Source organism: Micromonospora sp. NPDC005087 (assembly GCF_042872965.1).
Lineage (GTDB): Bacteria > Actinomycetota > Actinomycetes > Mycobacteriales > Micromonosporaceae > Micromonospora.
In genome coordinates this window covers 553,115-578,801 of sequence record NZ_JBIALB010000003.1, presented here as the reverse complement: position 1 = coordinate 578,801, position 25,687 = coordinate 553,115, and the positions used below count along the sequence as shown (strand labels likewise).

Genomic DNA, 25,687 nt, shown 5'->3' with positions numbered 1-25,687 from the left:
TTGAATCGAGTGCGGCCGGGGTGAAACACCCCGGCCGCACTCCAATGCCTGCGGCGTCAGCTGAGCTTGAGCTCCTGCAGCGCCTCGATAGCCGTGCCCTTGATCTGGTAGGCCCAGATGACGACCTTCGACGGGTCGACGTCACCCTTGGCATCGAACTTGATGTACTTCGACACGCCCTGCTTGTCGTACGCCTTCACGTACGCCAGGATGTCCGCCCGGCTCTTCTTGCCGTCCTTGAAGGCGTCCAGGTAGATCTTGGCGCCGTCGAAGCCCTCAGCACCGTAGGAGCCCGGCGGGATGCCGTACTCCTTCTGGTAGTCGGCGGAGAAGGTGCCGCCGGCCTTGTCAGCCGGGAGGCAGGGGCAGGTGATGATCGCGCCCTCGGCACCGCCGGAGGCACCCGCCGGGAACGCCGGGTCGTAGAGACCGTCCGGGCCGACGAACTTGGCCTGGACACCGGCGGCACGCATCTGCTTCACCAGCGGAGCGGCCTCACGGGTGTAACCGCCGTAGAAGACGAAGTCCGCCTGCGCGGACTTGATCTTGGAGATGGTGGCGTCGAACTGCGCCTGCCGCTCCTGGATCTTGTCCTTGTTCACGATCAGCGGGCCGAGCTGCTTGCCCAGCTCCTCGGTGATGCCCGCGCCGTACGCGCTGGCGTCATCGACCAGGAAGACCTTCTTCGCGTTCTGGGTCTTCAGGTAGCTCGCCACCGCGCCGGCCTGCGTGCCGTCGTTGCCGACCACCCGGTAGAAGGACGTGTTGCCCTTCTGGGTCAGGTCCGTCCGGGTCGCCGACGGGCTGACCATCGCCAGGCCAGCGGCCTGGTAGATCGGCATCGTGGCGTCCGACTCACCGGAGAAGTGACCACCGATGACACCGAGGAACGAGTTGTCCCCGGCGATCTGGTTCGCGAACGGGGTCGCCACCGCGGGGTCACCCTGGGTGTCGAACTCCTGCATGGTGACCTTGCAGTCCGGGTTCGCCGCGTTGAACTGCTTCACCGCGAGCTTCGCGCCGTTCAGCGACGGGATCACCAGACCCGCGTTGTCACCCGTGAACGCGCCGAAGATCGCAATCTTGCCACCGCAGTCACCGGACGCGGTCCCACCATCGCCGCCACCGGAATCCTGGCAACCAGCCGCGACCACCAGGGTCGCGGCGAGCGCAACGGTGCCCAGCGCCCGTACATAGCTTCGCCTCACGGCTTCCTGACCTCCTCCAGATGCGGACGCGGCTGACCCGAAGCGACGGCGACAGCAGCAAACCCGCAATTCCACCCACCCCGCAGGGACTCCCCCTGCGTTACGGCTCGTGATGGCGGAGCGTACCGACACCGCACACCCTCCCGGAAGGCCTGAACGGGGGGTCTGCGAAACCGTTACGAAGACGTGGGCAATCCTGTCGATGTCCGTAACAGGTGAATCCGTCGGTCGGTCCTTAACCGCGCGGCCGGTCGGAGCTCACCCGCATCGACCCGGACCATCCGCACCTGGACGAAAGGCCCCTTGACCTGCGAAAACAGCTCGGCACGCCGCAACCCGAGGCCGAGGCGCTGCGCAACCCCCGGCACTCAGGCAACCAGGCCGCCCGCCCACCACAGCGCGGACCGCGAACCGTCGTCCGCCGCCAACCACCACCTGTCACCCACCGCCACAAGTGCCACGTCCCGGTCGACCCCCGCGGGCACATCGAGCGGCATCGCGACCTCCCGCCACGACCCACCCCGATCCGCCGAGGCCCACACCGAGTACCGCTCACCGTCGGCGACCGCGGCGACCAGCCGGTCCCCGGCGACGACCAGCGAAGCCACCGCCGGCACCCCGGCCCCGGCCCGCCGACCGAACGCCCCGGCGGCCACCCAGCCCGTCCCCTCCTGCCGCCACGCGCCGAACGTCGACCCGCGCAACCCGACCGCCACCGGCACCCCACCGACGATTGCCACGCGCTGCAACTCCTCGTACTCCGGGCCGCCCGGCAGCACGGTGCGCCGCCACGACCGCCCGTCCGGCGACGACCACACCGCCGGGTCCCGGTCGATCCGGCCGGCCGGCAGCAGGCCACCCACCGCCAGCCAGCCCGGCGGCGCCGCCACCGCATCGAACGCCCAGGTCACCCCGACCGCATCGCTGGCCAGCTCCGGCGCGCCCTCCACCAGCTCGAACTCCGCCGCCGCCGGCGACGACACCCAGGAGGCCGCGCCCGCCGAGCGGTTGCCGACGATCAGCCAGCCCGACGCGCCGGCCGCCAACCGGGACACGTTCACCGCCGTCGGCCCGCCGTACGTCTCGAACGACGCCTGCACCTCGCCCAGCGCGCCGTCCGGCAGCTGCCGCCAGGTGCTGATCCGCGGATAGCCGTGCGCCCCACCGGTCTTGGCGCCGATCACCGCCGCCTTCCCGTCGCGGCAGGCCACCGACGAGAGCACGTTCTGCCTGCCGTAGAAGGAATCCGCACGCACCGGTACGACCGTCCAGGCCGTACCGTCCACGCTGGTCCAGGCCGCCGGACGGGTGCCGCCACCGGCGTCGGCGACACCACCGACCACGAACCAGCGACCCGCGCAGGCCGCCGCGTCGCGGAGCAACAGACGGCCCGCACCACCGGGCGGCGCCGGCAACGTCAGCGGCTGCCACCCCGGCCGGAGCGCCGGCGCGGCGGCGGTCGTCGGCCCAGTGCCGGTCGAGGCGCCGCCGGACGGCTCGACCGGACCGTCGCAGCCGGAGACCAGCAGCGCGAAGAGGCCGAGCACCGCGATCACCCGTCGGACGGTCACGGGTCGATGCTATGCCCTGCCGGCCCTGCGCGGTGGTCCCCGATCGCGGACACCGAGGCGTCCGCCGCGACCAGGAGGCAGGCGGCGATCAGACGGTTGGCTGCGCCACTTCGCCGCCGGCGGTCTCGGCGAGGATCCGCTCGGCGACCTCCTTCATGGTCATCCGGTGGTCCATCGCCGTGCGCTGTATCCACTTGAACGCCTGCGGCTCGGTCATCCCGTACGTGGTCATCAGCGCGCCCTTGGCGCGCTCCACCGTCTTACGGATCTCCAGGCGGTCGGTCAGGCCGGCGACCTCCGCCTCCAGCGCGGCGACCTCGGAGTAGCGCGACAGCGCGATCTCCACCGCCGGGACCAGGTCGCTCTTCTGGAAGGGCTTCACCAGGTACGCCATGGCGCCGGCCGCCCGGGCCCGTTCCACCAGGTCACGCTGGCTGAACGCGGTCAGGATGATCACCGGGGCGATCCGGGCGCCGGCGATGCGCTCGGCGGCGGCCAACCCATCCATGATCGGCATCTTGATGTCGAGGATGACCAGGTCAGGCTTCAACTCCTCGGCGAGGCGGACGGCGGTCTCGCCGTCACCGGCCTCCCCCACCACCTCGTAGCCCTCTTCGACCAGCATCTCGGCCAGGTCCAGCCGGATCAGCGCCTCGTCCTCGGCGATCAGCACCCGCCTGCGCTCGGCATCCGTCGGCGTCTCGGCCACCAGCCCTACCCCCACCAGTCAGAACCCGACACCCGCCCAGCCGGGTGTCACCGCCCTCAGCGTAGTGGGTATCCTGTCAGGGCCGAATCAGGGAAGCGCCCTCGTAGCCCAACTGGCAGTAGGCAATGCACTCAAACTGCATACAGTGTGGGTTCGAATCCCACCGAGGGCACCAAAATCGTCGTACGGATGTTCGAAGCTGTTTTCGTGCATCCACCTCAGATCCGCTCCCGTGCACGCCGGCTCTTCCTTGCCGGCAGCACCGTTGCAGACACCGCTCGCGAAATGGGCCTGCCCTATCGGACTGTCTGGCACTGGTGCAACGACCGCCCCGAGGCGAAGCAGCAGGGCACGCAACTGCGGTGTTTTCGTTGCCGCGAGGGTGTCGACAGTCCGACGGACCCCGGGGCCTACGCCTACCTTCTCGGCCTCTACCTGGGCGACGGCCATCTGGTGACGTCGGCTCGGGTGCCGGTGCTCCGGATCTACTGCTCAAACGCCTGGCCGAATCTCATCAAGCTGTGCGACCAGGCGATGCGCGACGTGCTTGCCAGTTCGGTGCAACTGGTGCAGAAGCAGGGCTGCGTCGGCGTACAGAGTTATGGCAGCCACTGGCCGTGCTTGCTGCCCCAGCACGGTCCCGGCAAGAAACACGAACGCCCGATCGTCCTCGCCGACTGGCAGCGGGCAATCATTGAACGCCATCCCGGCGACTTCGTGCGCGGTCTGTTCCACTCCGACGGCTGCCGGTTCGCCAACCGAGTCACCGTCCGCGGCAAGGAGTACGTCTACCCGCGGTACATGTTCACCAACGAGTCGACCGACATCATCGGCCTCTGCCAGTGGGCGCTCGATCTGCTCGGCATCGCCTGGCGGATGAATCGGCGCAACTCGCTGTCGGTGGCCCGGCGGGAGGCGGTCGCCGCGCTGGACCGGCACGTCGGCCCGAAGTCCTGACCTCCCTCAGCCCAGGCAACGGCCGGCGCCCGGTCGTCCCGGGCAAGGTGGCCCACCATCGCCGTCGCTGAGCGCGCCGGCCGGGTCAGCGACCGGTTACCCTGCCGACGAGCTGCTGTTACTGGCGGCCGATTCGGCCGCGCTGACACCCGCTCCGGGCACGAGGCGCTGACCAGCCGCCGACGCACGGCGACCGACACGGTGGCGAGGCTGACCCGCCGCGGCCCGGAGCGGACGGCCGGATGACGGGATCGACGACAGGGGTGGGAACTGATGCGGGTGGTCATTTTCGGCGCGACCGGCATGGTCGGCCAGGGCGTGCTGCGCGAGTGCCTGCTCGCCGAGGACGTGCGGGAGGTGTTGACCGTCGGCCGGAGGCCGACCGGGCAGCGGCATCCGAAGCTGCGCGAGGTCACCGTCGGGGATGTCGGTGAGCTGGAGGAGGTGCGCGCCGAGCTGGCCGGCGTCGACGCCTGCTTCTACTGCCTTGGTGTCTCCTCGCTGGGCCTCGACGAGGCTGCCTACACCCGGATCAGCTACGACTACCCCCTCGCGGCGGCGCGGCTGCTGGCCGAAGTGAACCCGAGCGTGACGTTCATCTACGTCTCCGGCGTGGGCACCGACTCCACCGGGCGGGGGCGGGTGATGTGGGCACGGGTCAAGGGTCGTACCGAGAACGCGGTCCTCGACCTGCTGCCCAACGGCTACGCGGCCCGGCCTGGCTTCATCCAGCCGACTCACGGGGCGGTGTCGAAGACCCGGGCGTACCGGATCGGGTACGCGGTCACCCGCCCACTCTTTCCGGTGTTGCGCCGGCTGCTGCCGAACCAGGTCACCACCACCGACGGGCTGGGCCGGGCGATGCTGCGGGTGGCCCGGCAGGGCTCCCCCCGCCGGGTGCTGGGGAACCGCGATCTGAGCTGAGGCGGCCGGGGCGGTCAGCCGAGGATGGCGAGCGCCTGGGCGAGGTCGACGCGCAGGTCCTCGGGGTCCTCCAGCCCGACCGAGAGGCGCAGCAGCGCGGCGGCGGGCTTCGCGTCGCCCTCGACCGGCCGGTGGGTGAGCGAGGCGGGGTGCTGGATGAGGGTGTCGACGCCCCCGAGGGACACCGCGTGGGTGATCAGCTGGCAGGCGCCGGCGACGGCGGCCGCGGCGGGTGCGCCGCCGCGTACCTCGAAGGCCAGCAGGCTGCCGGGCCCGGCCATCTGCCGACCGACCAGCGCCGCCGGGTCGTGCACCGACGGGTGGTGCACGCGGTGTACGGCCGGGTGGTCGGCGAGCCAGCCGGCGAGCTTCTCGGCGGTGGCCTGTTGGGCGCGGACGCGCAGCGGGAGGGTCTGCAGGCCACGGTGCAGCAGGTAGCCGCCGAGCGGGTGCAGGATCGCGCCGGTGACCGCGCGGACCTGGCGCAACCGGGCGGCCCAGTCGGCGTCGCAGGCGACGACGCCGGCGAGGACGTCGCCGTGCCCGCCGATGCTCTTGGTGGCGCTGTGCAGGACGAGTGCGGCGCCGTGCCGGGCCGGCTGTTGCAGCACGGGGGTGGCGACGGTGTTGTCGACCAGTAGTGGGACGTCGCCGGCGGCGGTGGCGAGGGCGGCGATGTCGACCAGGTCGAGGGTGGGGTTGGCCGGCGTCTCGATGATGACCAGCGCGGTGTCCGGGCGGATGGCGGCGGCGACCTCGTCGGGGCGGGCCCAGCTGACGGTGGTGCCGAGCAGCCCGGTGGCGAGCACGTGGTCGGTGCCGCCGTAGAGCGGACGGACGGCGACGATGTGCCGGTGGCCGTCCCGGGTGGCGGCGAGCAGGGTGGCGGTGAGCGCGGCCATGCCGCTGGCGAAGGCGACGGCCTGGGCGGTGCCTTCCAGTTCGGCGAGGGCGGTCTCGAAGCGGGCGACGGTCGGGTTCCACAGCCGTTGGTAGACGGCGCTGCCGTCGGCGGGAAGGAGGCCGCCGGTGGCGAGCTGCTCGTAGGCGTCCCCGCCGCCGTCCACGGAGGGCAGCGGGTTGGTGGTGGACAGGTCGATCGGCGGTACGTGGACGCCGAGCGCCCGCAGGTCGTCGCGGCCGGCGTGTACGGCTGTCGTGTCCACCATCGTCATGGCGGTAGCGTCGAACATCCTCCACCAACGGGGCAATGCCTTGGAAGATAATTCTGTCATTTGACCTAGCTTCGTTGAGGCATTCGGACGAGGATGGCGGGATGCCCCCTGAGCCGAACGATGTGCGGCCGTACCCGGCCCTGGACGAGGTGGACCGCGCGATCCTGACCGAGCTGGCCGCGGACGGCCGGTTACCGAACAACGCGCTCGCCGAGCGGGTGGGGGTGGCGCCCTCGACCTGCCTGACCCGCACCCGGGCGCTGCGCGAGCGGGGCGCGATCCGCGGGTTCCACGCCGAGGTCGACCCGGCCGCGCTCGGCCTGCCGTTGCAGGCGTTGGTGTCGGTGCGGCTCACGGCGCACGAGCGGGCGGCGGTGGACGCGTTCCGGGCCCGCTCGGTGCGGCTGCCCGGGGTGGTGTCGGTGTTCCACGTCGCCGGCGCGGAGGACTACGTGCTGCACGTACGGGCGGCGTCCGGGGACGCGCTTCGCGACTTCGTGCTGGACCACCTCGCCGTCGATCCGGTGGTGCAGCACACCCAGACCAGCCTGATCTTCGAACAGGCCCGCGGGATGGGCTGAGCGACGACGGGGTGGGCGGGCGGTCCGATCGAATGCCGGCCAAGCGGAACAAAAGCGTCCGGGAGCGGGTTGGCCAACCGTGTGATCACCGTACCGTTGTCTGTTCTTGATCTTGCTCCGGTCGCCAAGGGCACCACCGCCGGCGCGGCACTGCGGGCCACCACCGAGCTGGCCCGGCGCACCGAGGAGCTGGGCTATCACCGTTTCTGGGTGGCCGAGCACCACAACATGCCGGCGATCGCCAGCTCCGCTCCCGCCGTGCTGCTCGCCCACCTGGCCGCGAACACCTCGACGATCCGGCTCGGGTCGGGTGGGGTGATGCTGCCCAACCACGCGCCGCTGGTGGTGGCTGAGCAGTTCGGCACCCTGGAGGCGTTGCACCCCGGCCGGATCGACCTGGGCATCGGCCGCGCGCCGGGCACCGACCAGATGACCGCGCTGGCGTTGCGCCGCACGATGGAGGGGCTCTCGGCCGAGGGCTTCCCGAACGAGCTGGCCGACCTGATGAACTACTTCAGCGGCGAGCGGCCCGGGCAGATCATCGCCAGCCCGGGGCGGGGTGAGCAGCCGGCCGTGTGGCTGCTCGGCTCCAGCGGCTTCAGCGCCCAGCTGGCCGGTCTGCTCGGTCTGCCGTTCTCCTTCGCGCACCACTTCAGCTCGGCGAACACCCTGCCCGCGCTGGCGCTGTACCGGCAGAACTTCCGGCCGTCGCAGTGGCTGGACAAGCCGTACGCGATGGTCGCGGTCAACGCGGTCTGCGCGGAGACCGATGAGCGGGCCGAGTGGCTGGCCGGACCGAGCGGGCTGTCGTTCCTGAAGCTGCGCTCCGGCCGGCCGGAGCCCCTCTCCACGCCCGAGGAGGCGGCGGCGTACCCGTACACCGAGATCGAGCGGGAGTTCGTGGAGCAGCGCCGCGACGGTCAGGCGATGGGTTCGCCGGAGACGGTGCGTCGGCAGTTGACCGAGCTGGTGGAGCGCACCGGCGCGGACGAGCTGATGCTGACCACGCTGGTCTACGACGTGCGGGACCGGGTGCGCTCGTACGAGCTGATCGCCGAGCAGGTGGTGGGCGGCCTGCACCGGACGTGAAACACGATCTTCACGTCGGCGTCACCCGCGCGACCAGGACGGTGCCTAACGTAGGTGCCGGTGGTGGTACGGCATCCCCGGTCGGGACGGGTCGGGAATGCCGCGGTGTGGCGCACCGGGCCGTAGCTGAGCGGATTCCGCGGCTGCGGCCCGGTGCCTGCCGCCCCGGCGACCCCGCTCGGGGCCGTCAGGGGTCAGCGTAGGTAGATGTTCGGGGTGGGCGGGTTCGCCATCCCGTCGCCGATGAAGAACCCCGGGTGCGGGGGCTGGTTGTAGGCGGTGGATCGCCACCCGGTACTGCGGGTCGTGCATCAGGGTGTGGATCCGGGTGCCGGTCGGGGTGGGCGTGCTGTAGAGGCGCAGCGCCCGGCTGTCGGTGGTCCGCCAGATCACCTCCTCGCGCCAGTCGCCGAGGATGTCGCCGGAGAGCGCCGGTGTGGACTTCGTGCCGTTGTTGGCCGCCACCCCGCTGCCGGTGAGCAGCCGGGTGTCACCGCCGGTGCCGTACTTGTCGATCTTCGTCCCGTCGAGCAGCTCCCGCACCGGGTCGCCGTCCCACCAGGCGAGGAAGTTCGCCGACGACGGCTTGCGGCCGACGTTGCGCCCCCTGGTGTCGGCCAGCCCGGCGACCGCAGACGACCACGACTCCGCGCCGGGGCTGCCCGCCCAGATGTCCGCGGAGACGCCCCGGCCGTTGTCGCCGGAGGCCGGCGTGGACCAGAGGACCTGGCCGGTACGGGCGTCGGCGAACCAGGAGCTGGGCTTGCTGCCGTCCTCGTCGACCTTGAACACCTCCAGCCCGGAGCGGCTCGGGTCGAGGTCGCCGACGTGCAGGGCGTCGCCGTGGCCGTTGCCCGTCGAGTAGAGCAGGCGACCGTTGTCGTCGATGGTGGCGGCGCCGTAGACGATCTCCTGGCGGCCGTCGCCGTCGACGTCGGCGACCGAGAGCTGGTGGTTGCCCTGACCGGCGGCGGCGCCGTTGCCCGAGGCGTTGGAGTCGAACGTCCAGCGCCTGCGCAGCGTGCCGTCGCGGAAGTCCCAGGCGGCGATCACCGCGCGGGTGTAGTAGCCCCGAGCCATGATCAGCGAGGGGCGCTGCCCGTCCAGGTAGGCGGTGCCGGCGAGGAACCGGTCCACCCGATTGCCGTACGAGTCGCCCCAGGACGACACGGTGCCGCGCGGCGGGTCGTAGGTGACGGTGGAGAGGACCGCGCCGGTCTGTCCGTCGAACATGGTCAGGTACTCCGGGCCGGCCAGCACGTAGCCGCTGGAGTTGCGGTGGTCGGCCGACCCGGAGCCGATCACCTGGCCGGTGCCGGAGCGGGTGCCGTCGGCGGTCTTCATGGCCACCTCGGCGCGCCCGTCGCCGTCGTAGTCGTACACCTGGAACTGGGTGTAGTGGGCGCCGGCGCGGATGTTGCGGCCCAGGTCGACGCGCCACAACCGGACGCCGGCCAGGGTGTACGCGTCGACGTACACGCTGCCGGTGTAGCCGGACTGGGAGTTGTCCTTGGCGTTCGACGGCTCCCACTTGAGGACGATCTCGTAGCTGCCGTCACCGTCGAGGTCGCCGACGGAGGCGTCGCTGGCGCTGTAGGTGTAGGTCTCGCCGGTGGGGGTGCTGCCACCGGCCGGGACCTGCAACGGCACGTCCAGGTAGCCGTCGCGGAACTGCAGCGCTGGCGCCGAGGCCGCCTGCTCGGCGCCGCCCACGACCGCGCGCACGGTGTACGCCGAGCCGGCCGCCGCACCGCCGTCGAGGTAGGTGGTGGCGCCGGTGATCGGGCTGGCGTTGACCCTGGTGGAGCCTCGGTAGAGGTTGAACGCCACGCCGGAGGTCTCGGTGCCGAGCAACCGCCAGGAGACCAGGTTGCCGCTGCCGGAGCGGACGCTGACCAACCCCCGGTTCAGGTCCTCCATCTGCACCGCCCCGGCCGATGGCGGCGGCGCGGTGGTGGGGGGTGGGGTGCTCGGCGGTGTGGTGGTCGGGCCGGCGGTGGGTACGGCGCCGGTGCAGGTGGCGCCGTTGAGCGCGAAGCTGGCCGGCGCCGGATTGGCGCTCGTCCACGAGCCGTTGAAGCCGAAGGCGACGGTGCCGTTGGTGGCGATGGCGGCGTTGTGGTCGACGTTGCGCGCGGTGACCTGGGCGCCGGCCTGCGTGACGGCCGCGTTCCACGCCTGGGTGACCTGCTGGCCGGCGGCGTACGACCAGGTGAGGGTCCACCCGGTGACGGGGTCGCCGAGGTTGGTGACGGTGACGTTGGCGCCGAAGCCACCCTGCCACTGGTTGGTGACCTGGTAGTCGACCCGACAGCCGGCGGCGGTGGCCGAGGCGACGACCGTGCCGAGGGTGCCGGCCGCGACGACGGCGACGGTCGCGCCGGCGAGCAGGATCAGCCGATGTCTGGACGGGTGCATGAACTGCCTCCGGGGATCCGGTGATGACCGCTGCGGTCCACGGGCCTGCCCGAAAGGCGCGGTGGACGGTTCGCCACGACGGCGGCGGACAGCGATCTGATCGGGGGGTGAACGCCCTGGGTACGCACGGATCCGGCTCAAGACGCATCGTAAGGCAAGCGCGTTCCGAACCGCAATATCGATGCCTCTCGCTGAATCGACCATCCGGCGACCACGCCCGGCCCTTGCCCCGGCGAACGATGCCTGATCAACTCGTCCGGGTGAGCGCCCCACACATGGACCCCGACGAGTTCCGCCGCGCCGGCCACGCCGTCATCGACTGGATCGCCGACTACTGGGCCACGCTGGAGCAGCGTCCGGTCGCTCCGGCCGACCCGCCGGGCACCGTCGCGGCCGCCCTGCCGGCCACCCCGCCCACCGCCAGCGAGCCGGTCGGGGCGGTCCTCGCCGACCTGGACGCGATCGTCGTACCGGGGCTGACCCACTGGCAGCACCCAAGCTTCTTCGGCTACTTCCCGGCCAACACCTCCGGCCCGAGCCTGCTCGGCGACCTGGTCAGCTCCGGGCTCGGCGTGCAGGGCATGCTCTGGGCCAGCAGCCCGGCCTGCACCGAGCTGGAGACCGTGATGATGGACTGGCTGGCCCAGTTGCTGGACCTGCCGCAGCGGTTCCGCTCGACCGGCAGCGGCGGCGGGGTGATCCAGGACTCGGCCTCCTCGGCGACCCTGGTGGCCACCCTCGCCGCGTTGCACCGCGCCAGCGGCGGCCGCTGGCGCGACGCCGGCATCGACCGGCGCTACCGGGCGTACACCTCCGTCCACGGGCACTCCTCCATCGAGAAGGCGGCGCGGATCGCCGGGCTGGGCAGCGACGGGGTCCGCCCGATCGAGGCGGACCCGGAGGCCCTGGCGCTACGGCCGGCCGCGCTGCGCGCCGCGATCGAGGCCGACCTGGCCGCCGGGGACATCCCCGCCATCGTGGTCGCCACCATCGGCACCACCTCCACCACCGCCATCGACCCGCTGCCGGAGATCGGGGCGATCTGCGCCGAGTACGGGATCTGGTTGCACGTGGACGCCGCGTACGCGGGGGCCGCTGCCGTCTGCCCGGAGCTGCGCTGGTCGCACGCCGGCCTGGAGTACGCCGACTCGTACTGCTTCGACCCGCACAAGTGGCTGCTCACCGGCTTCGACTGCGACGCGTTCTGGGTGGCCGACCGCGGCGAGCTGGTCGAGGCGCTGACCGTGCTGCCGGAGTTCCTGCGCAACGCGGCCAGCGAATCCGGTGCGGTGATCGACTATCGGGACTGGCAGGTGCCGTTGGGCCGCCGGTTCCGGGCCCTGAAGCTGTGGTTCGTGCTGCGCTGGTACGGCGTCGAGGGGCTGCGGGCGCACATCCGCTCCGGGGTGGCGCTGGCCGCCCGGTTCGCCGACCGGGTACGCGCCGACGACCGCTTCGAGCTGGCCGCGGCGCACCCGTTCTCGCTGGTCTGCTTCCGGCTGCACGCCGACGACGACACCAACGCCGAGTTGCTGGCCCGGCTGAACGCCACCGGGCGGGTGCACCTGACGCACACCCGGGTCGCCGGCCGGTACACGCTGCGGCTGGCGGTCGGCTCGCCGCAGACCACCGAACGGCACGTCGACGAGGCATGGGGCTTGCTGACCGCCACCGCCGACGACCTGCTCCGCCCGTGAAAGGAAGGGCCCCTTCTTAACGCCTCGTGTAGAGGAAGGGTCCCTTCCTAACCGCTTGCCGCGGTCAGCGGGCGGCTGGCGTACCCGTGCCGGCAAGCTCGGTCGGCACGGCGCCGGTGGCCGCCGGGACGGGAGGAGCGGTGGCGGCGCTCACGGCGGTGGCGGGCGCGGCGGCCATTGCGCGGGCTCGGCGGGTGCGGCGCAGGGTCCGCACGGCCAGCACCAGCGCGGCCAGCCAGCCCGCCGCCAGGAGGGCGTAGACCGCGGGGCGGACCGGACCGTCCAGCTCGGCGGACCGGAGCAGCGTGCGGGCGTTGGTCAGCACGATCACGCCACCGACCGCGGCGCCAAGCAGTTGGGCCGGCACGATGCGCACCAGCCACGCGGCCAGCGGGGCCGCGACGAGCCCACCGATGAGCAGCGCGGCGACCGTGGGCAGCAGGAACCCCTCGCTGCCCAGCGCGATCAGGAAGCCGACGCTGGCCGCGCCCGCCACCACGAGCTCGGCGGTGTCCACCGAGCCGATCACCTTGCGCGGCTCCATCCGGCCGGAGACCAGCAGCGCCGGAGTGGCCACCGGACCCCAGCCACCGCCGCCGGTGGCGTCGACGAAGCCGGCGACCAGGCCGAGCGGACCGAGGAAGCGACCGCGCAGCCGCCCGCCGACCCGGTCGGTACGCAGCGGCCGGGCGAAGCGGACCAGCAGGTACGCGCCGAGCGTGAAGAGGATGCCGGCCATCCACGGCGCGGCCGACTCGGTGGAGATCGAGCTGAGCAGGGTGGCGCCGGCGAACGCGCCGATCGCGCCGGGCAGCGCGATGCGGGTCACCACCCGCCAGTCCACGTTGCCGAACCGCCAGTGCGCCACCCCGGCGGCGAGCGTGGTGCCGATCTCGGCCAGGTGCACCGACGCCGACGCGGCGGCCGGGGCGACCCCGGCGACCAGCAGCAGGGTGGACGACGTCAGCCCGTACGCCATGCCGAGCGAGCCGTCGATCAGCTGCGCGGCGAGCCCGACCAGAGCGAGGACCAGCAGCTTGCGCACGAGCGCCCCCTGACTTTTCGGCATCTCCTATCGACTTAGTCGACAATGCGGCACGGGGCGACCCGGGTCAAGTGCCCGATCGGTGGATGAGACGCCGGCGGTCAGATCCAGGCGCGCGGGTCGGCGGCCAGCTCGGTGACCCGGGCGGGCAGCGTGTTCGCGGCCACGTCGCCGACGCTGACCAGCTCCAGGATCTCCCGCTCACTGGCCCGCAGCGCGATCCAGACCTCCTGGAGCGCGCTGGCCGGGCCGTGATAGCCGAGCGTTTCCGGGCGCTGTCCGCGTACGTGTGCGAGCGGCCCGTCGATCACCCGGATCACCTCCGCGAGGGAGATCTCCTCGGCCGGACGGGCCAGCCAGTAGCCGCCCTCCGGGCCACGCTGGGCGTGCACGATGCCGCCCCTGCGCAGCTGGAGCAGGATGCTCTCCAGAAACTTCGGCGGAATCTCCTGGGCCCGGGCGATCTGGTCGGCCGTGACCGGTCGGCCCCGCCCGGGGCCGCTGGCCGTCGCGGCGAGCTCGGCGGCCGCGCGGAGGGCGTAGTCGACCCGGGCGGAGAGGCGCATGTCGGCAAGGTTAGCCCTCGGGTCAGCCGGCCGGACGGGCGACCCTCGGCCGATCGGCCACGCATCGACGAAAAGCCGGCCCGCTCGGGTCGCTGACCCGAGGCATTCGAGGACGCGTGAAGTGCGTCATGATTCACCGTGCGGTGGGCCCCGAAAAGCTGCTCGGAAGCGTCCTTATGCTGGGCGGGGAGTACGACTGTCTGACCGTTTGCCTGGGCTCCATCAGCACATTGATAAACACCCGGGGTCCACCTCGGGGGGAAGGCACACGATGACCGATATCGCGACACGCACCTGGGATGGCATGACCATCCCGGTCGCCGGCACCTATCGTCTCGATCAGGCGCACAAGCGGATCGGTTTCCTGTCCCGGCACATGATGGTCAGCCCGGTGCGGGGTGAATTCGCCGAGGCGACCGCGCAGATCTTCGTGGCGGAGGACCCGCTGCTCTCCTCGGTCACCGCCACCATCGAGACGGCGAGCATCACCACCGGGAGCGTCGACCGGGACACACATTTGAAGAGTGCCGATTTCCTCGACGTGGATCGTTATCCCACTCTTGAATATCGAAGCACGGGTATCAGTTGGCAGGGCAACGAGGATCCCATCTTCTACTGGGCGCGTCTGCGAAGGAATCGACTCGGTGGACGAGGCAGAAGTCACAATCTCCCACCGCAGTCGGACCCGGCACCCGGACGATTCGTGCTGACCGGTGAGTTGACGGTGAAGGGGATCACCCGGGTGGTCGACCTGCAGGTGAATTTCGGCGGCGCCCGGCGCGATCCCTATGGGCAGAACATCTTCGGATTCAGCGCGACGGCGGAAATCAACCGCGAGGACTACGGCCTGCTCTGGAATGTCGCGCTCGAAAGTGGCGGAGTTCTGGTCGGCAAGACCGTGCAGATCGAGATCGCCGGCGAGGGCATCCACCAGCCCTGACCCGCGCCGCGCGCGTCAGTGGTGACGGCGCTCGGCCAGAGACAGTCGTCCCCGCCCGGACGCGACCTGTGAACAGGTGCGTGCCTGGCGGGGATGACGGCAGCCTCAGGCGCCGACGCGGCGCAGCAGGCCCTCCTGCACGGCGCTGGCGATCTGCCGGCCGTCGGTGGTGAACATCCGGCCGGTGGCCAGCCCGCGAGCGCCGGACGCCGACGGGCTCCAGCAGTCGTAGAGGAACCACTCGTCGGCCCGGAACGGCCGGTGGAACCAGAGCGCGTGATCGAGGCTCGCGCCGACCACCCCGCCCGGCCCCCACACCTCGCCGTGCACCGAGAGCACCGAATCCAGCAGGGTGAGGTCCGAGGCGTAGGTGAGCGCGCAGGCGTGCAGCAGCGGATCGTCCGGCAGCTTGCCGTCGATGCGCATCCAGACCCGCTGGTGCGGGTCGGCGGGCCGGTCGCCGGGACGAACCCAGCCGGGCTCGCCGACGTAGCGCACGTCGATCGGGCGCGGGATCTGACCCCAGATGCCCAGCCGCTCCGGGTAGCGGGAGAGCCGGTCCGTCATCGTCGGCACGTCCTGCGGGGCGGGCACGTCCGGCGGGGCCGGCGCCTGGTGGTCCAGCCCCTCCTCGGCCCGCTGGAAGGACGCCGACATGAAGAAGATCGGCTTGTCGTGCTGCAGAGCCACCGCCCGGCGGACCGAAAAGGACCGGCCGTCGCGGATGTTCTCCACCTGGTACTCGATCGGCTCGACCGGGTCGCCCGGGCGCACGAAGTAGCCGTGCAGGGAGTGCACGAACCGCTCCGGGTCGACCGTGCGGCCGGCCGCGACCAGCGCCTGGCCGGCGACCTGGCCGCCGTACACCCGCTGCGGGCCGACCGGGGGGCTCATCCCCCGGAAGGTCATCTCCCCGGCCGGTTCGAGGTCCAGGACCTCCAGCAGCTGGTCCACCGCGGCCTGGCCGACCGCGGCCCGGCCGTCGCTCACTGCAGCGCCCGCGCCGACGCCGCGTCGACGAGCGACCCGAGCTGGTGGACGCGAAGGGTGTTGGTCGAGCCGGGGGTGCCGGGCGGGCTGCCCGCCACGATCACCACGTAGTCGCCCGGGTTGGCCCGGTTGAGGCCGAGCAGCGCCTCGTCGACCTGGCGGAACATGTCGTCGGTGTGCTGCACGAACGGCATCAGGAAGGTCTCCACGCCCCAGCTCAGGGCGAGCTGGCTGCGCACCTCAGGGACCGGCGTGAAGGCCAGCAGCGGGAGGTCGCAGTGCAGCCGGGAGAGCCGCCGGACGGTGTCGCCGGTCTGCGAGAAGGCGACGAGCGCCTTGGCGTTGATGGCCCGGGCGATCGACGAGGCGGCCACGGTGAGCGCGCCGCCGTGCGTACGGGGGTCGTGCTGCAACCGGGGCACCCCGATCGAGCCGGCCTCGGTGGTCGTCACGATCTTGGCCATGGTGCTGACGGTCAGCACCGGGTACTTGCCGACGCTGGTCTCGCCGGAGAGCATCACCGCGTCCGCGCCGTCGAGCACCGCGTTGGCCACGTCGGAGGCCTCCGCCCGGGTGGGGCGGGAATTCTCGATCATGGAGTCGAGCATCTGGGTGGCCACGATGACCGGCTTGGCGTTCTCCCGGCACAGCTGCACGGCCCGCTTCTGCACCAGCGGGACCTCATCCAGCGGCATCTCCACGCCGAGGTCGCCGCGGGCCACCATGACACCGTCGAAGGCCAGCACGATGGCCTCCAGGTGGTCCACCGCCTCCGGCTTCTCGACCTTGGCCAGCACCGGGCGGAACACGCCCTCCTCGGCCATGATGCCGTGGACGAGCTTGATGTCCTCCGCCGAGCGGACGAACGAGAGTGCGACCAGGTCGACCCCAAGCCCCAGGGAGAAGCGCAGGTCCTCGGCGTCCTTGTCCGACATGGCGGGCACGCTGACCGCCACGTTGGGCAGCGAGACGCCCTTGTTGTTGGAGACCGGCCCGCCCTCGGTGACCAGGCAGCGGATGTCGTTGCCGGTGACGTCGGTGACCTCGACGGCGACGCGACCGTCGTCGATCAGCAGCCGGTCACCGGGCTTCACCTCCTGCGGCAGCTTGCGGTAGGTGCAGGAGACCCGGTCCTTGGTGCCGATGATGTCGTCGCCGGTGATCACGACCGAGTCGCCGGTGCGCCACTCGTGCGGGCCGTCGGCGAACCGGCCGAGCCGGATCTTGGGGCCCTGCAGGTCGGCGAGGACGGCCACCGGCTTGCCAGCCGCCTCGGACGCCTCCCGGACCAGTCGATAGACCGCCTCATGGTCGGCGTGGCTGCCGTGGCTGAAGTTGAGCCTCGCCACGTTCATGCCGGCCTCGACGAGACCCCGGATGCGCTCCGGGGACGAGGTGGCGGGTCCAAGAGTGCAGACGATCTTCGCGCGGCGTGTCACGCCCATCAGGCTAGTCTCTCCTTCAGGTCGGACTCGGGGCCGACCCCTTGCAGGCAGCGGAACAATTGTCCAACGACGCGCGGTGCGCGTCGGGCCGGCGGGCACCGGGAACGTTGTGGCGACGGGCAACGGCGACCGCGCGCCGGGAATCGTACGCCTCCGCTGGCAGGCGCCGTCCGGGTGCTCCCGGCGGCGGCTCACCCGGAGTGCTCCGGCGGCGGCAGGGTGGGCACGGCGGTGAGCAGGTCACGGGGGTCGTAGCGCCGCTTGGCCCGGAGCAGCCGCGCCCAGTTCGCGCCGTAGGCCAGCCGGAGGCGGTCGGTCTCCTCGGGGCGAGCAGGTTCGGGTAGCCACCGGGCAGGGCGTGCGCGAGCGCCGCCGAGGTGCGCTCGGCCCACTCCCGGTGCGGCTCGGACACCCCGCCCGGCGCCCAGACGGCGATCACCTCGGTCAACAGGTGATCGGCCCGCAGGCCGAACGCCGTGTCGTCGCGCCGCACCCGGCTGGCCGCGCCGTGGAAGTGGTGCAGGGCCAGCGCGGAGAACGGCGAGCTGACCTGCCGGGCGGCGTCGACCAGCGCGTCCACCGCGGCACCGGTGAGCGCGGGCAGCCAGCGGGTCCGCAGCAGGTAGTGGTTGCCGTCGACCATCCCGCCGTCGAACATCCGCAACGCGTCCGCGTACGGCAGCGGGCCGACCTGGTCGACCAGCGGGACGCCCAGCGCCCGCAGCCGGTCCACCCACGGCCACCCGGCGTCCAGGTCCGGGCCGCTGTAGAACGGGCAGACGAAGATCACCGGCTCGCCGGCGGGACCGGGCAGGAAGCCGGCCATCACGGTGAGCTCGTCCGGGGCCTCGGCGAGCACCGCCGCGTAGCCGCGCAGCACGGCCGGCGCCTCGGCCAGCGCGAACATGATCATGCCGGCGAGCACGGCGGGCAGCCGGTGCGCGCGGTACCGCAGCTCGGTGACCACGCCGAAATTGCCGCCGCCACCACGCAGCGCCCAGTACAGCTCGGCGTCGTGCCGGGGGTCGGCGGTGACCCGGCGACCGTCGGCCAGCACCACCTCCGCGCCGAGCAGGTTGTCCAGGGCCAGGCCGAACCGGCCGCAGAGCGGACCGTACCCGCCCGCGAGGGTGAGCCCGGCCATGCCCACGTCCCGGACCACGCCGGTGGGCACCACCAGGTCGTACGGGCGGGCGGCGGCGAGCAGGTCAGCGGCGGTGGCGCCGCCGGCCACGGTCACCGTGGCCGCGTCCGGGTCGACGCGGACCGCGCGCAAGCCGGTCAGGTCGAGCACCAGGCCGCCGTCGCGCAGCGCCCGACCGGCCCAGTCGTGCCCGCCGGAACGGACCGAGAGCGGCAGGTGGCACCGTGCGGCGATGCGGACCACGCCGGCCACCTCGTCGGCGTCCAGGCATCGGGCGACCAGCGCGGGCGCGCGGTCCACGGCGGCGTTCCACAGGCGGGTGGCGGTGACGAAAGCAGGATCGCCGGGCTCGTGGAGGCGGTCACCGAGCAGGGCGCGCAGCCGGGTGATGGCGGACGCGACATCGGGGGTGGCGGCGGAGCTCACGGCGACTCCTCGACCGGGGCCGGCCGCCGGCGCCGGGTGCGCCCCGAAGGCGGTCCTCGCTGGGCGCGACCGTAGCACCGGGGGGCGGCCGACCGCCGTCAGCATCACGACAGCCGTCGATCCGGTCAGCTCTCGGTCTTGGCCAGCGGAAACTCCAACGACCCGGCCGGGCAGAGGAACGTCAGCACGTCCACCCGGTAGAGCCCGGCCTGCACCGCCGGGTCGGCCTCCAGCACGCTGCGCACGTCGTCGACGCTGCCGGTGCGGGCCAGCCCGAAGCCGATCGGCGGCTCCGGGTTGCGGGCCGGCCCGTCCACCGAGCCGGCGACCAGGATGATGCCGCGTTGCTGCAACGCCTGCATGTGCTCGGTGTGCTCGGCCTGCAACCGCTGCACGGTCTCGTTGGGCAGGGCCCGTCCGGCCGCGCCGGGATAGATCACGATGCACTCGTACGTGTCGAGCGCGAAGTCGACCTGCGGCACTCCCGCCATGGGTGCTCCCTCCGCCGTCGCGCCCGGGTACGGACCGGTCCGGCTGCCCGAGCCGGTGTCGCGGCACGCGCCCAGCGTCGCACGCCGACGGCGGTCGTACCGCTCGCTCCGGCCAACTGGCCCCGGTCCGGCCCGTCACGATCGCCGTACCGGCGGCGGTGCTGGTGGTCATCCGACACGTCGACCGGCCGGGCGCCGCGACCGGCTACGGTGGACGGTCCGGGTGGGCGGCGGGAGGTCGGGATGCGCGACGACGAACCGGCGGCCGGCCCGCTGCCGTACGTCGAGGTGACCGACGAGGCGTACGCGGCGCAGACCGCGGCGGGCTTCACGGTGCGGGAGTTCGAGTTCGCGGTGCTGCTCAGCGGACGATGCCCGCGGTGCGACCACTCGACCACCAGCACGGTGGTCGACGATCTGTACCGGCGGGAGGCCGCGCCGGCCGCCCCGGACCCGGGCTACCGGACGGTGCTCTGTGAGTGCGCGGCCGACCACCCGTCGCGCCCCGCCGGGCTGCGCGGCTGCGGCGCGTACTGGACGCTGCAGCTGGCGGTCGAGGCGTGATCCGGCTGCGCCCCGGGCCGCCCGCGACCGTCGCCGACCTGCACCGGGCGCAGCAGTTGGCCGGGCTGCTGCGCGGTGAGCTGGAGCGGGTCCGCGCGGCGGCGGTCGCGTGGCGCAACGGCCTCGGCGGTCTGCTGGTGGCACTGGTCGGGTTCAGCCTGATCCGGGGCCGCACCGACGTCAGCACGCTGGCGCCGCGCTGGGGGGCGCTGGTCGGCGTCCTGCTGCTCGCCGCGCTGACCGCGGGGGTGGGTGGGGCGCTGGCGCTGCTGCGCGCGGCGCACGGCAGGTTGGCGGTGACCCCGGTGGAGGCGCTCCCACCGGCCCCGCTCGGCGACCACCTGGAGGCGATGGCGGCGGTCCGGTCGCTGCGGACCGGGGTACGGCTGGTGCTGCTCTGCACCGCGCTGCTGGTCGCCGCGGTCGGGGTGACCTGGTACGCACCGGCCCGACCCGACCCGCCAGCCGCCGTCTCCGCCGCTGAGCGGTAAGGAAGGGCCCCTTGTTAACGCCTGATGTTGTACAAGGGGCCCTTCCTAACAGGTTCAGGGGCCGAGGTGGGCGTAGCCGGCCCAGGTGTCGGGGCGGTCGGGCAGGGCGGAGCGGAGCTGGCGGACCGACTGGTGCAGGGCGACCGCCGCCCGGTCCGGTGCGATCCCCCCGGGCACCGCCAGGCCGGCGTACAGGTCGGCGCAGAGCCGTACGGTCAGCGCATCCGAGATGGACCAGAGCGCGCCGATGACGTGCCGAAACCCGGCGAGCTGGAACGCGGTGCCGAGGGTGAGCGCCTCGTCGGGCAGGGCGGCCCCGCCGCGCACCGTCTCGCAGGCGGACAGAACGGCCAGCGCGGCCGGGCTGCCGGCGGGCCGCCACAGGTCCCGGACGTGCAGCGAGCCGCCGGCCAGGGTGAGGCGCCCCCAGGCCGGGGCGCGCAGGTCCTGGGTGCCGTGGCAGGACAGGTGGGCGACCGGCTGGGCGGGCAGCGCGGCGAGCACGGCCGCCGGGGTGGCCGCCGGGCCGAGGAGCGCACGGACCCGTGGCAGGTGCCGACGGACGATCTCCTCCTCCCGCGCGACACCGGGCAGGTCGGCCAGGCCGGGGGTCTGGGGCATGCCGACGACGAGCGCCGCGTCGACCGGCTCGGGCCGGGCCGGCACGCCGCGTCGGGCGTGCGCCAGCGCCCGCAGCGAGGCGGTGTACGACGGCACGACCCGGTCCAGCACCCCGTCGCCGCCGTCGAGCGGGCCGGCCGCGTGCAACGGCAGCAGGGTGAGCAGCCCGGTCGGGCACCACCACAGCCGTGGCCAGTCCGCCCCGGCGGCGGGTACGGCACCCGACGGCGCCGGGGCGGGCGCGGCCGCGTCGAGCACCGGTGCGGCGACGACCCGCCACAACCAGTCCAGCGTCTGACCGACCTCGGTCCGGGCCGTCAGCCGGCGGCGCTGCGCCGCCGGATCCGGGCCGTCCGGCGCCGCCGCCCCGGTGAGCACCGCGATCGCGGTCAGGAAGCTCGCCGTCCGGGTGACCAGCTCGGCCAGGGTAAGCCCGGGCAGCGGGACCACGGTGACCTGGTTGTCGGCGACGACCAGCGCGTCGCAGCGCCGCGCGGCCACGTTGACCAGCACCACCGGGCCACCGGCAGCCGCCCGGGCCAGGGTGGCGAACGGTGGCGGGCGGAGGAAGTCGGCGAACCCGGGCCGGGCGCGGATCTCCGCGAGCAGGTCGCGGCGCCGGACGGCGAGGTCGTACCGCTGCTCGACACGGCCGCTCGGATCGTCCGAGCCGGCGGGCGACAGCGCGGTGAAGCCGTCGAGAGCGGCCTGGAGGTCGGTGAGCCGGGCTGCCAGCCGAGGGGACCCCGCGCGTAGTGCGGCCAGGTCGGCGCCCGCGTCGTGGGCCCGGGTCAGCAGGACGCCGCGGCCGTACTCGAGCAGCTCGACGGCGCGTTCCGGGCGGTCGAGGGCGATGGCGACCGCGGCCGCGGCGCTGGCCAGCCCGGGGAACAGCCCGAGCAGGCGCGCCTGGTCGTCGGGGTCCATGCCGTGCCAGGCCACCAGGTCGATCAGCTCGATCGCGGTGGCGTACCCGTCGAGCGCGGCCGGCAGGTCGCCGGCCGCGGCGGCGTGGTCCGCGTACCGGTTCGCCGCCGACGCCCGGAGCAGCGATGGCGCGGACTCGACCGCGGCGGCGGCGCGCAGCGCGGCGGTCGCCTCGGCCAGCGCGGCGGGGGTGGCGACCGCTTCCAGGGCGGTGGCCAGGTTGCTCAGGCACATGGTGCGGGCGGGATGCTCGGCGGGCAGCGCGTCGACCGCGGCCCGGTTGGCCGCCAGCATGGCGGTGGCGTCCGCCTCGTCGCGGCCGGCCCGGTAGCGCAGCAGCAGCGCGTTGCCGAGGTTGGTGTGGATCCGGTGCCGCTCTGCGCCGGCCAACGGCTGGCGCTCGCTCAGCCGCTGGAGGAGCCGGACCGCCTCGTCCAGCCCCGCCGGGTCGTCGTGCAGACGGTGTCGCAGCAGGTGAGCCAGGGCGAGGGTGCCGTGCGTCTGCACGTACTCGGTGGGCTCGGCCTCCCGTTCGGCCAGTTCGACCGCCTCGCGCAGCGCGGTCACCGCGGCGTCGGCGTCCCGGGCGGCGCCGGCCCTGACGTGCTCGGCGGGCTGGCCGCCGGCGGGCAGCGCGCCGTCCAGGGCGAGCTCCACGCGACGGTTCAGCGCGGAGCCGTAGTTGGTGAGCGCCGACTGTCGGTCCGGGTGCCCGGGCGGCGTGGTCTCGGTCACCTGGGCCAGCACCTGAATCGCCTCGGTCAGGGTGGCCAGGTCCTGGGTCGAGGCGAACAGGGCCTGCAACACCAGGCCCAGGTTCGAGCGGTACGCGGGCAGCGCGGCGGCATCCGGTGCGGCGGCAATCGCGGCCCGCAGCGCCACGGCGGCCGGCTCCAGCAGCTCCGGCTCCCCCGCCTGGTCGGACAGTTCGCGCAGGATGTTACCCAGGTTGTTGAGCACCTGATGGCGCAGCGGGTCGGCGCGGGGAAGCAGCGACTCCGCCTCGGTCAGCGCGTCCCGGGCGGCCCGCAGGGCGCGCACCCCGCCCAGGTCGGCGTGCCCCCGGCCCAGCGCGTAGCCGAGCTCGGCGAGCCAGCGGGCCCGGTGGACCGGTTCGCCAGCGGCGTCGGCGCCCTCGCGCAGCAGCCGCACCGCCTCGGTGATGTCGTCGATCCGCCGCCGCCGCTCGTACCGGGTCACCAGCAGGCCGCCGACCACGTGTCGTATCTCGTCCGGGTCCAGCCCATCGTGCGCCGATCCGGACCCGGCCGCCGCCCGGTACGCCTCGATCGCCGCGTCGAGGTCGGCCGGGGCGGCGTCGGCCTGGTGCCGCTCGGCGAGCAGGGTCGCCAGACCGGCCTGTGCGATGCCGGCCAGCTCCGGGTCGAGACCGCCGAACCCGGTCAGCGCCGACCGGTACGCGTCGATCGCGGCATCCCGGTCGGCGGTCGCCCGGTCGCGCAGGAACCGTTCGGCGAGCGCCGTGCCGTGCAGGGCGGCGACCCGGGGGTCACCGCCGGCTCGGGCGGCGACGAAGGAGCCGATCGCCTCGTCGAGATCGGCCGGCCGGCCCCGCAGACGCCACCGGTCACGCAGCCGCTGCCCGAGGTTGGCCCGGGCCATGGCGCGCACCGAGGCGCTGGCGCCGGTGGCTCGGGCGGCGTCGCGCAGCAGCGTGATCGACTCGTCCAGGTCCGCCGGGGCGCCGTCTACCTCGTACCGGTCGCCGAGCACGTTGCCGAGGTTGAACAGCCGGGCCGGGCGTTCCGGGTCGCCGGCCGGGGTGGACTCCAGGCTCTCCCGGTGCGCCTCGATCGCCGACGGCAGGGCGCGGCGCCGCCCGAGGTACTGGAACTGGGCACGGTGCACCCTGCCGAGGGCGGACAGGTAGTGCAACCGCTCCGGCTCACCCGCGGGTGTGCCGTCCACCGCCTGTCGCAGCAGCGCCGCCGCCCGGTCGGCGCCCCGGTAGTCACGGTTGTTCTCCGCGGCGGCCATCAGCATGACGGCCTCGAGGAACAGCGCGCCGGCCTCGCCGTCGGGCAGGCCCGCCGTACGACCGTGGCGAGCCGAACCGGAGCCGGTGGGCGCGGACGCCGGACCACCGGGACCCCGTTGACCGGGGACCCGACCGGACTCCGGTGGCGGCCGGTGCGCGTGCAGCACGGCCAGCAGCGACGGTGGCACCCGTTCCGGGGCGAAGCGCAGCAGGAACTCGGTGAGCCTGACCGCCTGACCGAGGTCGTCGGCGTCCTCGCCCGGGGGCAGCAGCTGGTAGCGGTACCAGTGCAGGCAGGCGAGGAGGAAGAAGCCCTCGGCGACCGGCTCCGGCAGTGGCCCGTCCGTGGGCGTGGCGGTCACGAACTCGACGACCGCCTCGGCGTCGCGGATCGCGCCCGAGTCGAGCACCGCGCGAGGGTCCGTGGTGGCGGCGAAACCGTCCAGCCGCTCCCGCAGCCGGCGCACCGGATCGGACCTGAACCGCCGCCACATCGCGCCTCCCCCGACCGGCCGGACCGGCTGCGATCAGGCGTAGCAGACCGGACAGCGCGGGCGCCACCGGAAACGCGACCCGAATCCCGGCGCGGCCTGTGCGACCGTGTCGACCCCCACAGTCGGCACGCCGGGGATACGACGACCGGATTGGGGCATCATCAGCGGGGTGGCGAGCTGATCTCCTGCCCGCCACGACGACATGATTGGGGAACCGCGTATGGCGACCGACGTCAGCAAGCAACCCGCGAAGGCTTCCGGCAGCTACCGGATCGGCGGCGACCTCGCCGTCGACCGTCTCGGCTACGGGGCGATGCAGCTCACCGGGCCGGGCGTCTGGGGTGACCCGAAGGACCCCGCCGAGGCGGTCCGGGTGCTGCGCCGGGCGGTCGAGCTGGGCGTGACGTTCATCGACACCGCCGACTCGTACGGCCCGTTCGTCTCCGAGCTGCTGATCCGCGAGGCCCTGCACCCGTACGCCGACGACCTGGTCGTCGCGACGAAGGGTGGGTTCACCCGGGCCGGGCCGGGCGACTGGCGTGTGGTGGGCCGCCCGGAGTACCTGCGCCAGCAGTGTGAGCTGAGCCTGCGCCACCTCGGCCTGGACACGATTCCGCTCTACCAGCTGCACCGGATCGACCCGCAGGTGCCGCTCGCCGACCAGCTGGGCGAGCTGGCGCTGTTGCAGCAGGAGGGAAAGATCCGGCACATCGGGCTGTCCGAGGTGACCGTCTCGCAGATCGAGGAGTCCCGCGCGATCACCTCGATCGTCTCGGTGCAGAACCTGTACAACCTCGCCAACCGCAGCGCCGAGGACGTGCTGGAGTACTGCGAACGCAACGACCTCGCGTTCATCCCGTGGTTCCCGATCGCCACCGGTGAGCTGGCGCGCCCGGGCGGGCCGCTGGACACGATCGCCGCCGCGCACAGCGCGTCGCCCGCGCAGCTCGCGCTGGCCTGGCTGCTGCGCCGGTCGCCGGTGATGCTGCCGATCCCCGGTACGTCCTCGGTGGCGCACCTGGAGGAGAACGTGGCCGCCGCGGAGGTGCAGCTCACCGACGACGAGTTCGAGGCGCTGGCCAAGGCGACCTGACCCCGTCGACGGCGCGCCGCGCGGGGGGGGGGGGGGCCGCCCCCCCCCCCCGGCGGGGCCCCGGGGGGGGCGGGGGGGGCGGCCCCGCCCCCCCCCCCGGGCGCCCCCCCCCCTGGGGGAAG

Annotated in this window: 20 protein-coding genes, 1 tRNA gene and 1 pseudogene; 10 read left to right on the top strand and 12 right to left on the bottom strand. The window is 73.2% G+C overall.

Translation table 11 applies throughout. The features are described from left to right. Window positions 1-56: 56 nt before the first annotated feature. The 3 genes from ACFYPS_RS10860 to ACFYPS_RS10850 form a co-directional block, all read right to left on the bottom strand. The gene (locus ACFYPS_RS10860) at window positions 57-1,208 is read right to left on the bottom strand and encodes a branched-chain amino acid ABC transporter substrate-binding protein (protein WP_354964925.1); all 1,152 of its coding nucleotides are present in this window, start codon (window positions 1,206-1,208) and stop codon (window positions 57-59) included. Window positions 1,209-1,576: 368 nt separating this feature from the next. Continuing rightward, complete coding sequence (locus tag ACFYPS_RS10855; protein WP_354964926.1) at window positions 1,577-2,779, bottom strand: hypothetical protein; 1,203 nt, start codon at window positions 2,777-2,779, stop codon at window positions 1,577-1,579. A gap of 88 nt (window positions 2,780-2,867) precedes the next feature. Continuing rightward, window positions 2,868-3,488 carry an ANTAR domain-containing response regulator gene (locus ACFYPS_RS10850; protein ID WP_089019813.1) on the bottom strand — a complete coding sequence of 207 codons (621 nt, stop codon included), beginning with the start codon at window positions 3,486-3,488 and terminating at the stop codon, window positions 2,868-2,870. A 97-nt stretch (window positions 3,489-3,585) separates the two neighbouring features. Here ACFYPS_RS10850 and ACFYPS_RS10845 point away from each other — a divergent pair. The 3 genes from ACFYPS_RS10845 (at window position 3,586) to ACFYPS_RS10835 (ending at window position 5,369) form a co-directional block, all read left to right on the top strand. Further along, a tRNA-Leu gene (locus tag ACFYPS_RS10845) sits at window positions 3,586-3,663 on the top strand. Beyond that, window positions 3,636-4,445 (top strand): transcriptional regulator, encoded by an 810-nt coding sequence (locus tag ACFYPS_RS10840; RefSeq protein WP_354964927.1) that lies wholly within the window; start codon window positions 3,636-3,638, stop codon window positions 4,443-4,445. Before ACFYPS_RS10845 ends, ACFYPS_RS10840 begins: the two co-directional genes overlap by 28 nt. Window positions 4,446-4,718: 273 nt before the next feature. Beyond that, window positions 4,719-5,369: an NAD-dependent epimerase/dehydratase family protein gene (locus tag ACFYPS_RS10835; protein WP_354964928.1), complete on the top strand. Its 651-nt coding sequence runs from the start codon at window positions 4,719-4,721 to the stop codon at window positions 5,367-5,369. Window positions 5,370-5,383: 14 nt separating this feature from the next. Here ACFYPS_RS10835 and ACFYPS_RS10830 read toward each other — a convergent pair whose 3' ends face one another. Then, complete coding sequence (locus tag ACFYPS_RS10830) at window positions 5,384-6,562, bottom strand: aminotransferase class I/II-fold pyridoxal phosphate-dependent enzyme (RefSeq protein ID WP_354964929.1); 1,179 nt, start codon at window positions 6,560-6,562, stop codon at window positions 5,384-5,386. A gap of 83 nt (window positions 6,563-6,645) precedes the next feature. On the opposite strand from ACFYPS_RS10830, the gene ACFYPS_RS10825 reads away from it, so the two are divergent. Continuing rightward, complete coding sequence (locus tag ACFYPS_RS10825; protein WP_030334356.1) at window positions 6,646-7,125, top strand: Lrp/AsnC family transcriptional regulator; 480 nt, start codon at window positions 6,646-6,648, stop codon at window positions 7,123-7,125. An 81-nt stretch (window positions 7,126-7,206) separates the two neighbouring features. Then, window positions 7,207-8,214 carry an LLM class flavin-dependent oxidoreductase gene (locus tag ACFYPS_RS10820; RefSeq protein ID WP_387323999.1) on the top strand — a complete coding sequence of 336 codons (1,008 nt, stop codon included), beginning with the start codon at window positions 7,207-7,209 and terminating at the stop codon, window positions 8,212-8,214. Window positions 8,215-8,408: 194 nt separating this feature from the next. Here the strand turns inward: ACFYPS_RS10820 and ACFYPS_RS10815 are convergent. Beyond that, window positions 8,409-10,632: pseudogene (locus tag ACFYPS_RS10815) on the bottom strand (cellulose binding domain-containing protein). Window positions 10,633-10,892: 260 nt separating this feature from the next. Here ACFYPS_RS10815 and ACFYPS_RS10810 point away from each other — a divergent pair. Then, on the top strand, window positions 10,893-12,329 hold the full coding sequence (locus tag ACFYPS_RS10810; protein ID WP_387323929.1) for a pyridoxal-dependent decarboxylase: 1,437 nt from the start codon (window positions 10,893-10,895) through the stop codon (window positions 12,327-12,329). A gap of 64 nt (window positions 12,330-12,393) precedes the next feature. On the opposite strand, the gene ACFYPS_RS10805 is transcribed toward ACFYPS_RS10810, so the two are convergent. Together ACFYPS_RS10805 and ACFYPS_RS10800 are read right to left on the bottom strand one after the other, a co-directional pair. Beyond that, window positions 12,394-13,374 (bottom strand): sulfite exporter TauE/SafE family protein, encoded by a 981-nt coding sequence (locus tag ACFYPS_RS10805; RefSeq protein WP_354964932.1) that lies wholly within the window; start codon window positions 13,372-13,374, stop codon window positions 12,394-12,396. A 101-nt stretch (window positions 13,375-13,475) separates the two neighbouring features. Further along, on the bottom strand, window positions 13,476-13,940 hold the full coding sequence (locus ACFYPS_RS10800) for an Rrf2 family transcriptional regulator (protein ID WP_354964933.1): 465 nt from the start codon (window positions 13,938-13,940) through the stop codon (window positions 13,476-13,478). A gap of 271 nt (window positions 13,941-14,211) precedes the next feature. On the opposite strand from ACFYPS_RS10800, the gene ACFYPS_RS10795 reads away from it, so the two are divergent. Further along, on the top strand, window positions 14,212-14,880 hold the full coding sequence (locus ACFYPS_RS10795) for a YceI family protein (RefSeq protein WP_354964934.1): 669 nt from the start codon (window positions 14,212-14,214) through the stop codon (window positions 14,878-14,880). Window positions 14,881-14,985: 105 nt separating this feature from the next. Here the strand turns inward: ACFYPS_RS10795 and ACFYPS_RS10790 are convergent, their stop codons facing one another. From ACFYPS_RS10790 to ACFYPS_RS10775, 4 genes are all read right to left on the bottom strand, one after another. Next, window positions 14,986-15,870, bottom strand: a complete 885-nt coding sequence (locus tag ACFYPS_RS10790) for an acyl-CoA thioesterase II (RefSeq protein WP_354964935.1) — start codon at window positions 15,868-15,870, stop codon at window positions 14,986-14,988. Next, window positions 15,867-17,315 carry a pyruvate kinase gene (gene pyk, locus ACFYPS_RS10785; RefSeq protein WP_354964936.1) on the bottom strand — a complete coding sequence of 483 codons (1,449 nt, stop codon included), beginning with the start codon at window positions 17,313-17,315 and terminating at the stop codon, window positions 15,867-15,869. Before pyk ends, ACFYPS_RS10790 begins: the two co-directional genes overlap by 4 nt. Window positions 17,316-17,331: 16 nt before the next feature. Beyond that, entirely contained in the window at window positions 17,332-18,885 is a 1,554-nt protein-coding gene (locus ACFYPS_RS10780; RefSeq protein ID WP_387323924.1) for an FAD-binding oxidoreductase, read from the bottom strand. Window positions 18,886-19,010: 125 nt separating this feature from the next. Beyond that, complete coding sequence (locus tag ACFYPS_RS10775; protein WP_089019800.1) at window positions 19,011-19,376, bottom strand: YciI family protein; 366 nt, start codon at window positions 19,374-19,376, stop codon at window positions 19,011-19,013. A 243-nt stretch (window positions 19,377-19,619) separates the two neighbouring features. Between ACFYPS_RS10775 and ACFYPS_RS10770 the strand changes: the two genes are divergently transcribed. Together ACFYPS_RS10770 and ACFYPS_RS10765 are read left to right on the top strand one after the other, a co-directional pair. Then, window positions 19,620-19,940, top strand: a complete 321-nt coding sequence (locus ACFYPS_RS10770) for a hypothetical protein (protein WP_354964937.1) — start codon at window positions 19,620-19,622, stop codon at window positions 19,938-19,940. Beyond that, on the top strand, window positions 19,937-20,431 hold the full coding sequence (locus ACFYPS_RS10765; RefSeq protein WP_354964938.1) for a hypothetical protein: 495 nt from the start codon (window positions 19,937-19,939) through the stop codon (window positions 20,429-20,431). Before ACFYPS_RS10770 ends, ACFYPS_RS10765 begins: the two co-directional genes overlap by 4 nt. A 54-nt stretch (window positions 20,432-20,485) precedes the next feature. Here ACFYPS_RS10765 and ACFYPS_RS10760 read toward each other — a convergent pair whose 3' ends face one another. Further along, entirely contained in the window at window positions 20,486-24,472 is a 3,987-nt protein-coding gene (locus ACFYPS_RS10760; RefSeq protein ID WP_354964939.1) for a CHAT domain-containing protein, read from the bottom strand. A gap of 220 nt (window positions 24,473-24,692) precedes the next feature. Between ACFYPS_RS10760 and ACFYPS_RS10755 the strand changes: the two genes are divergently transcribed. Next, window positions 24,693-25,565, top strand: coding sequence for an aldo/keto reductase (locus ACFYPS_RS10755; protein ID WP_354964940.1), 873 nt, complete (start codon window positions 24,693-24,695; stop codon window positions 25,563-25,565). Window positions 25,566-25,687 lie beyond the last annotated feature (122 nt).

Coding starts and splice junctions, on each gene's coding strand:
- ACFYPS_RS10835 (WP_354964928.1), top strand. CDS start 4,719: ATGCGGGTGGTCATTTTCGGCGCGACCGGCATGGTCGGCCAGGGCGTG.
- ACFYPS_RS10830 (WP_354964929.1), bottom strand. CDS start 6,562: ATGTTCGACGCTACCGCCATGACGATGGTGGACACGACAGCCGTACAC.
- ACFYPS_RS10825 (WP_030334356.1), top strand. CDS start 6,646: ATGCCCCCTGAGCCGAACGATGTGCGGCCGTACCCGGCCCTGGACGAG.
- ACFYPS_RS10800 (WP_354964933.1), bottom strand. CDS start 13,940: ATGCGCCTCTCCGCCCGGGTCGACTACGCCCTCCGCGCGGCCGCCGAG.
- ACFYPS_RS10795 (WP_354964934.1), top strand. CDS start 14,212: ATGACCGATATCGCGACACGCACCTGGGATGGCATGACCATCCCGGTC.
- pyk (WP_354964936.1), bottom strand. CDS start 17,315: ATGGGCGTGACACGCCGCGCGAAGATCGTCTGCACTCTTGGACCCGCC.
- ACFYPS_RS10775 (WP_089019800.1), bottom strand. CDS start 19,376: ATGGCGGGAGTGCCGCAGGTCGACTTCGCGCTCGACACGTACGAGTGC.
- ACFYPS_RS10770 (WP_354964937.1), top strand. CDS start 19,620: ATGCGCGACGACGAACCGGCGGCCGGCCCGCTGCCGTACGTCGAGGTG.
- ACFYPS_RS10760 (WP_354964939.1), bottom strand. CDS start 24,472: ATGTGGCGGCGGTTCAGGTCCGATCCGGTGCGCCGGCTGCGGGAGCGG.
- ACFYPS_RS10755 (WP_354964940.1), top strand. CDS start 24,693: ATGGCGACCGACGTCAGCAAGCAACCCGCGAAGGCTTCCGGCAGCTAC.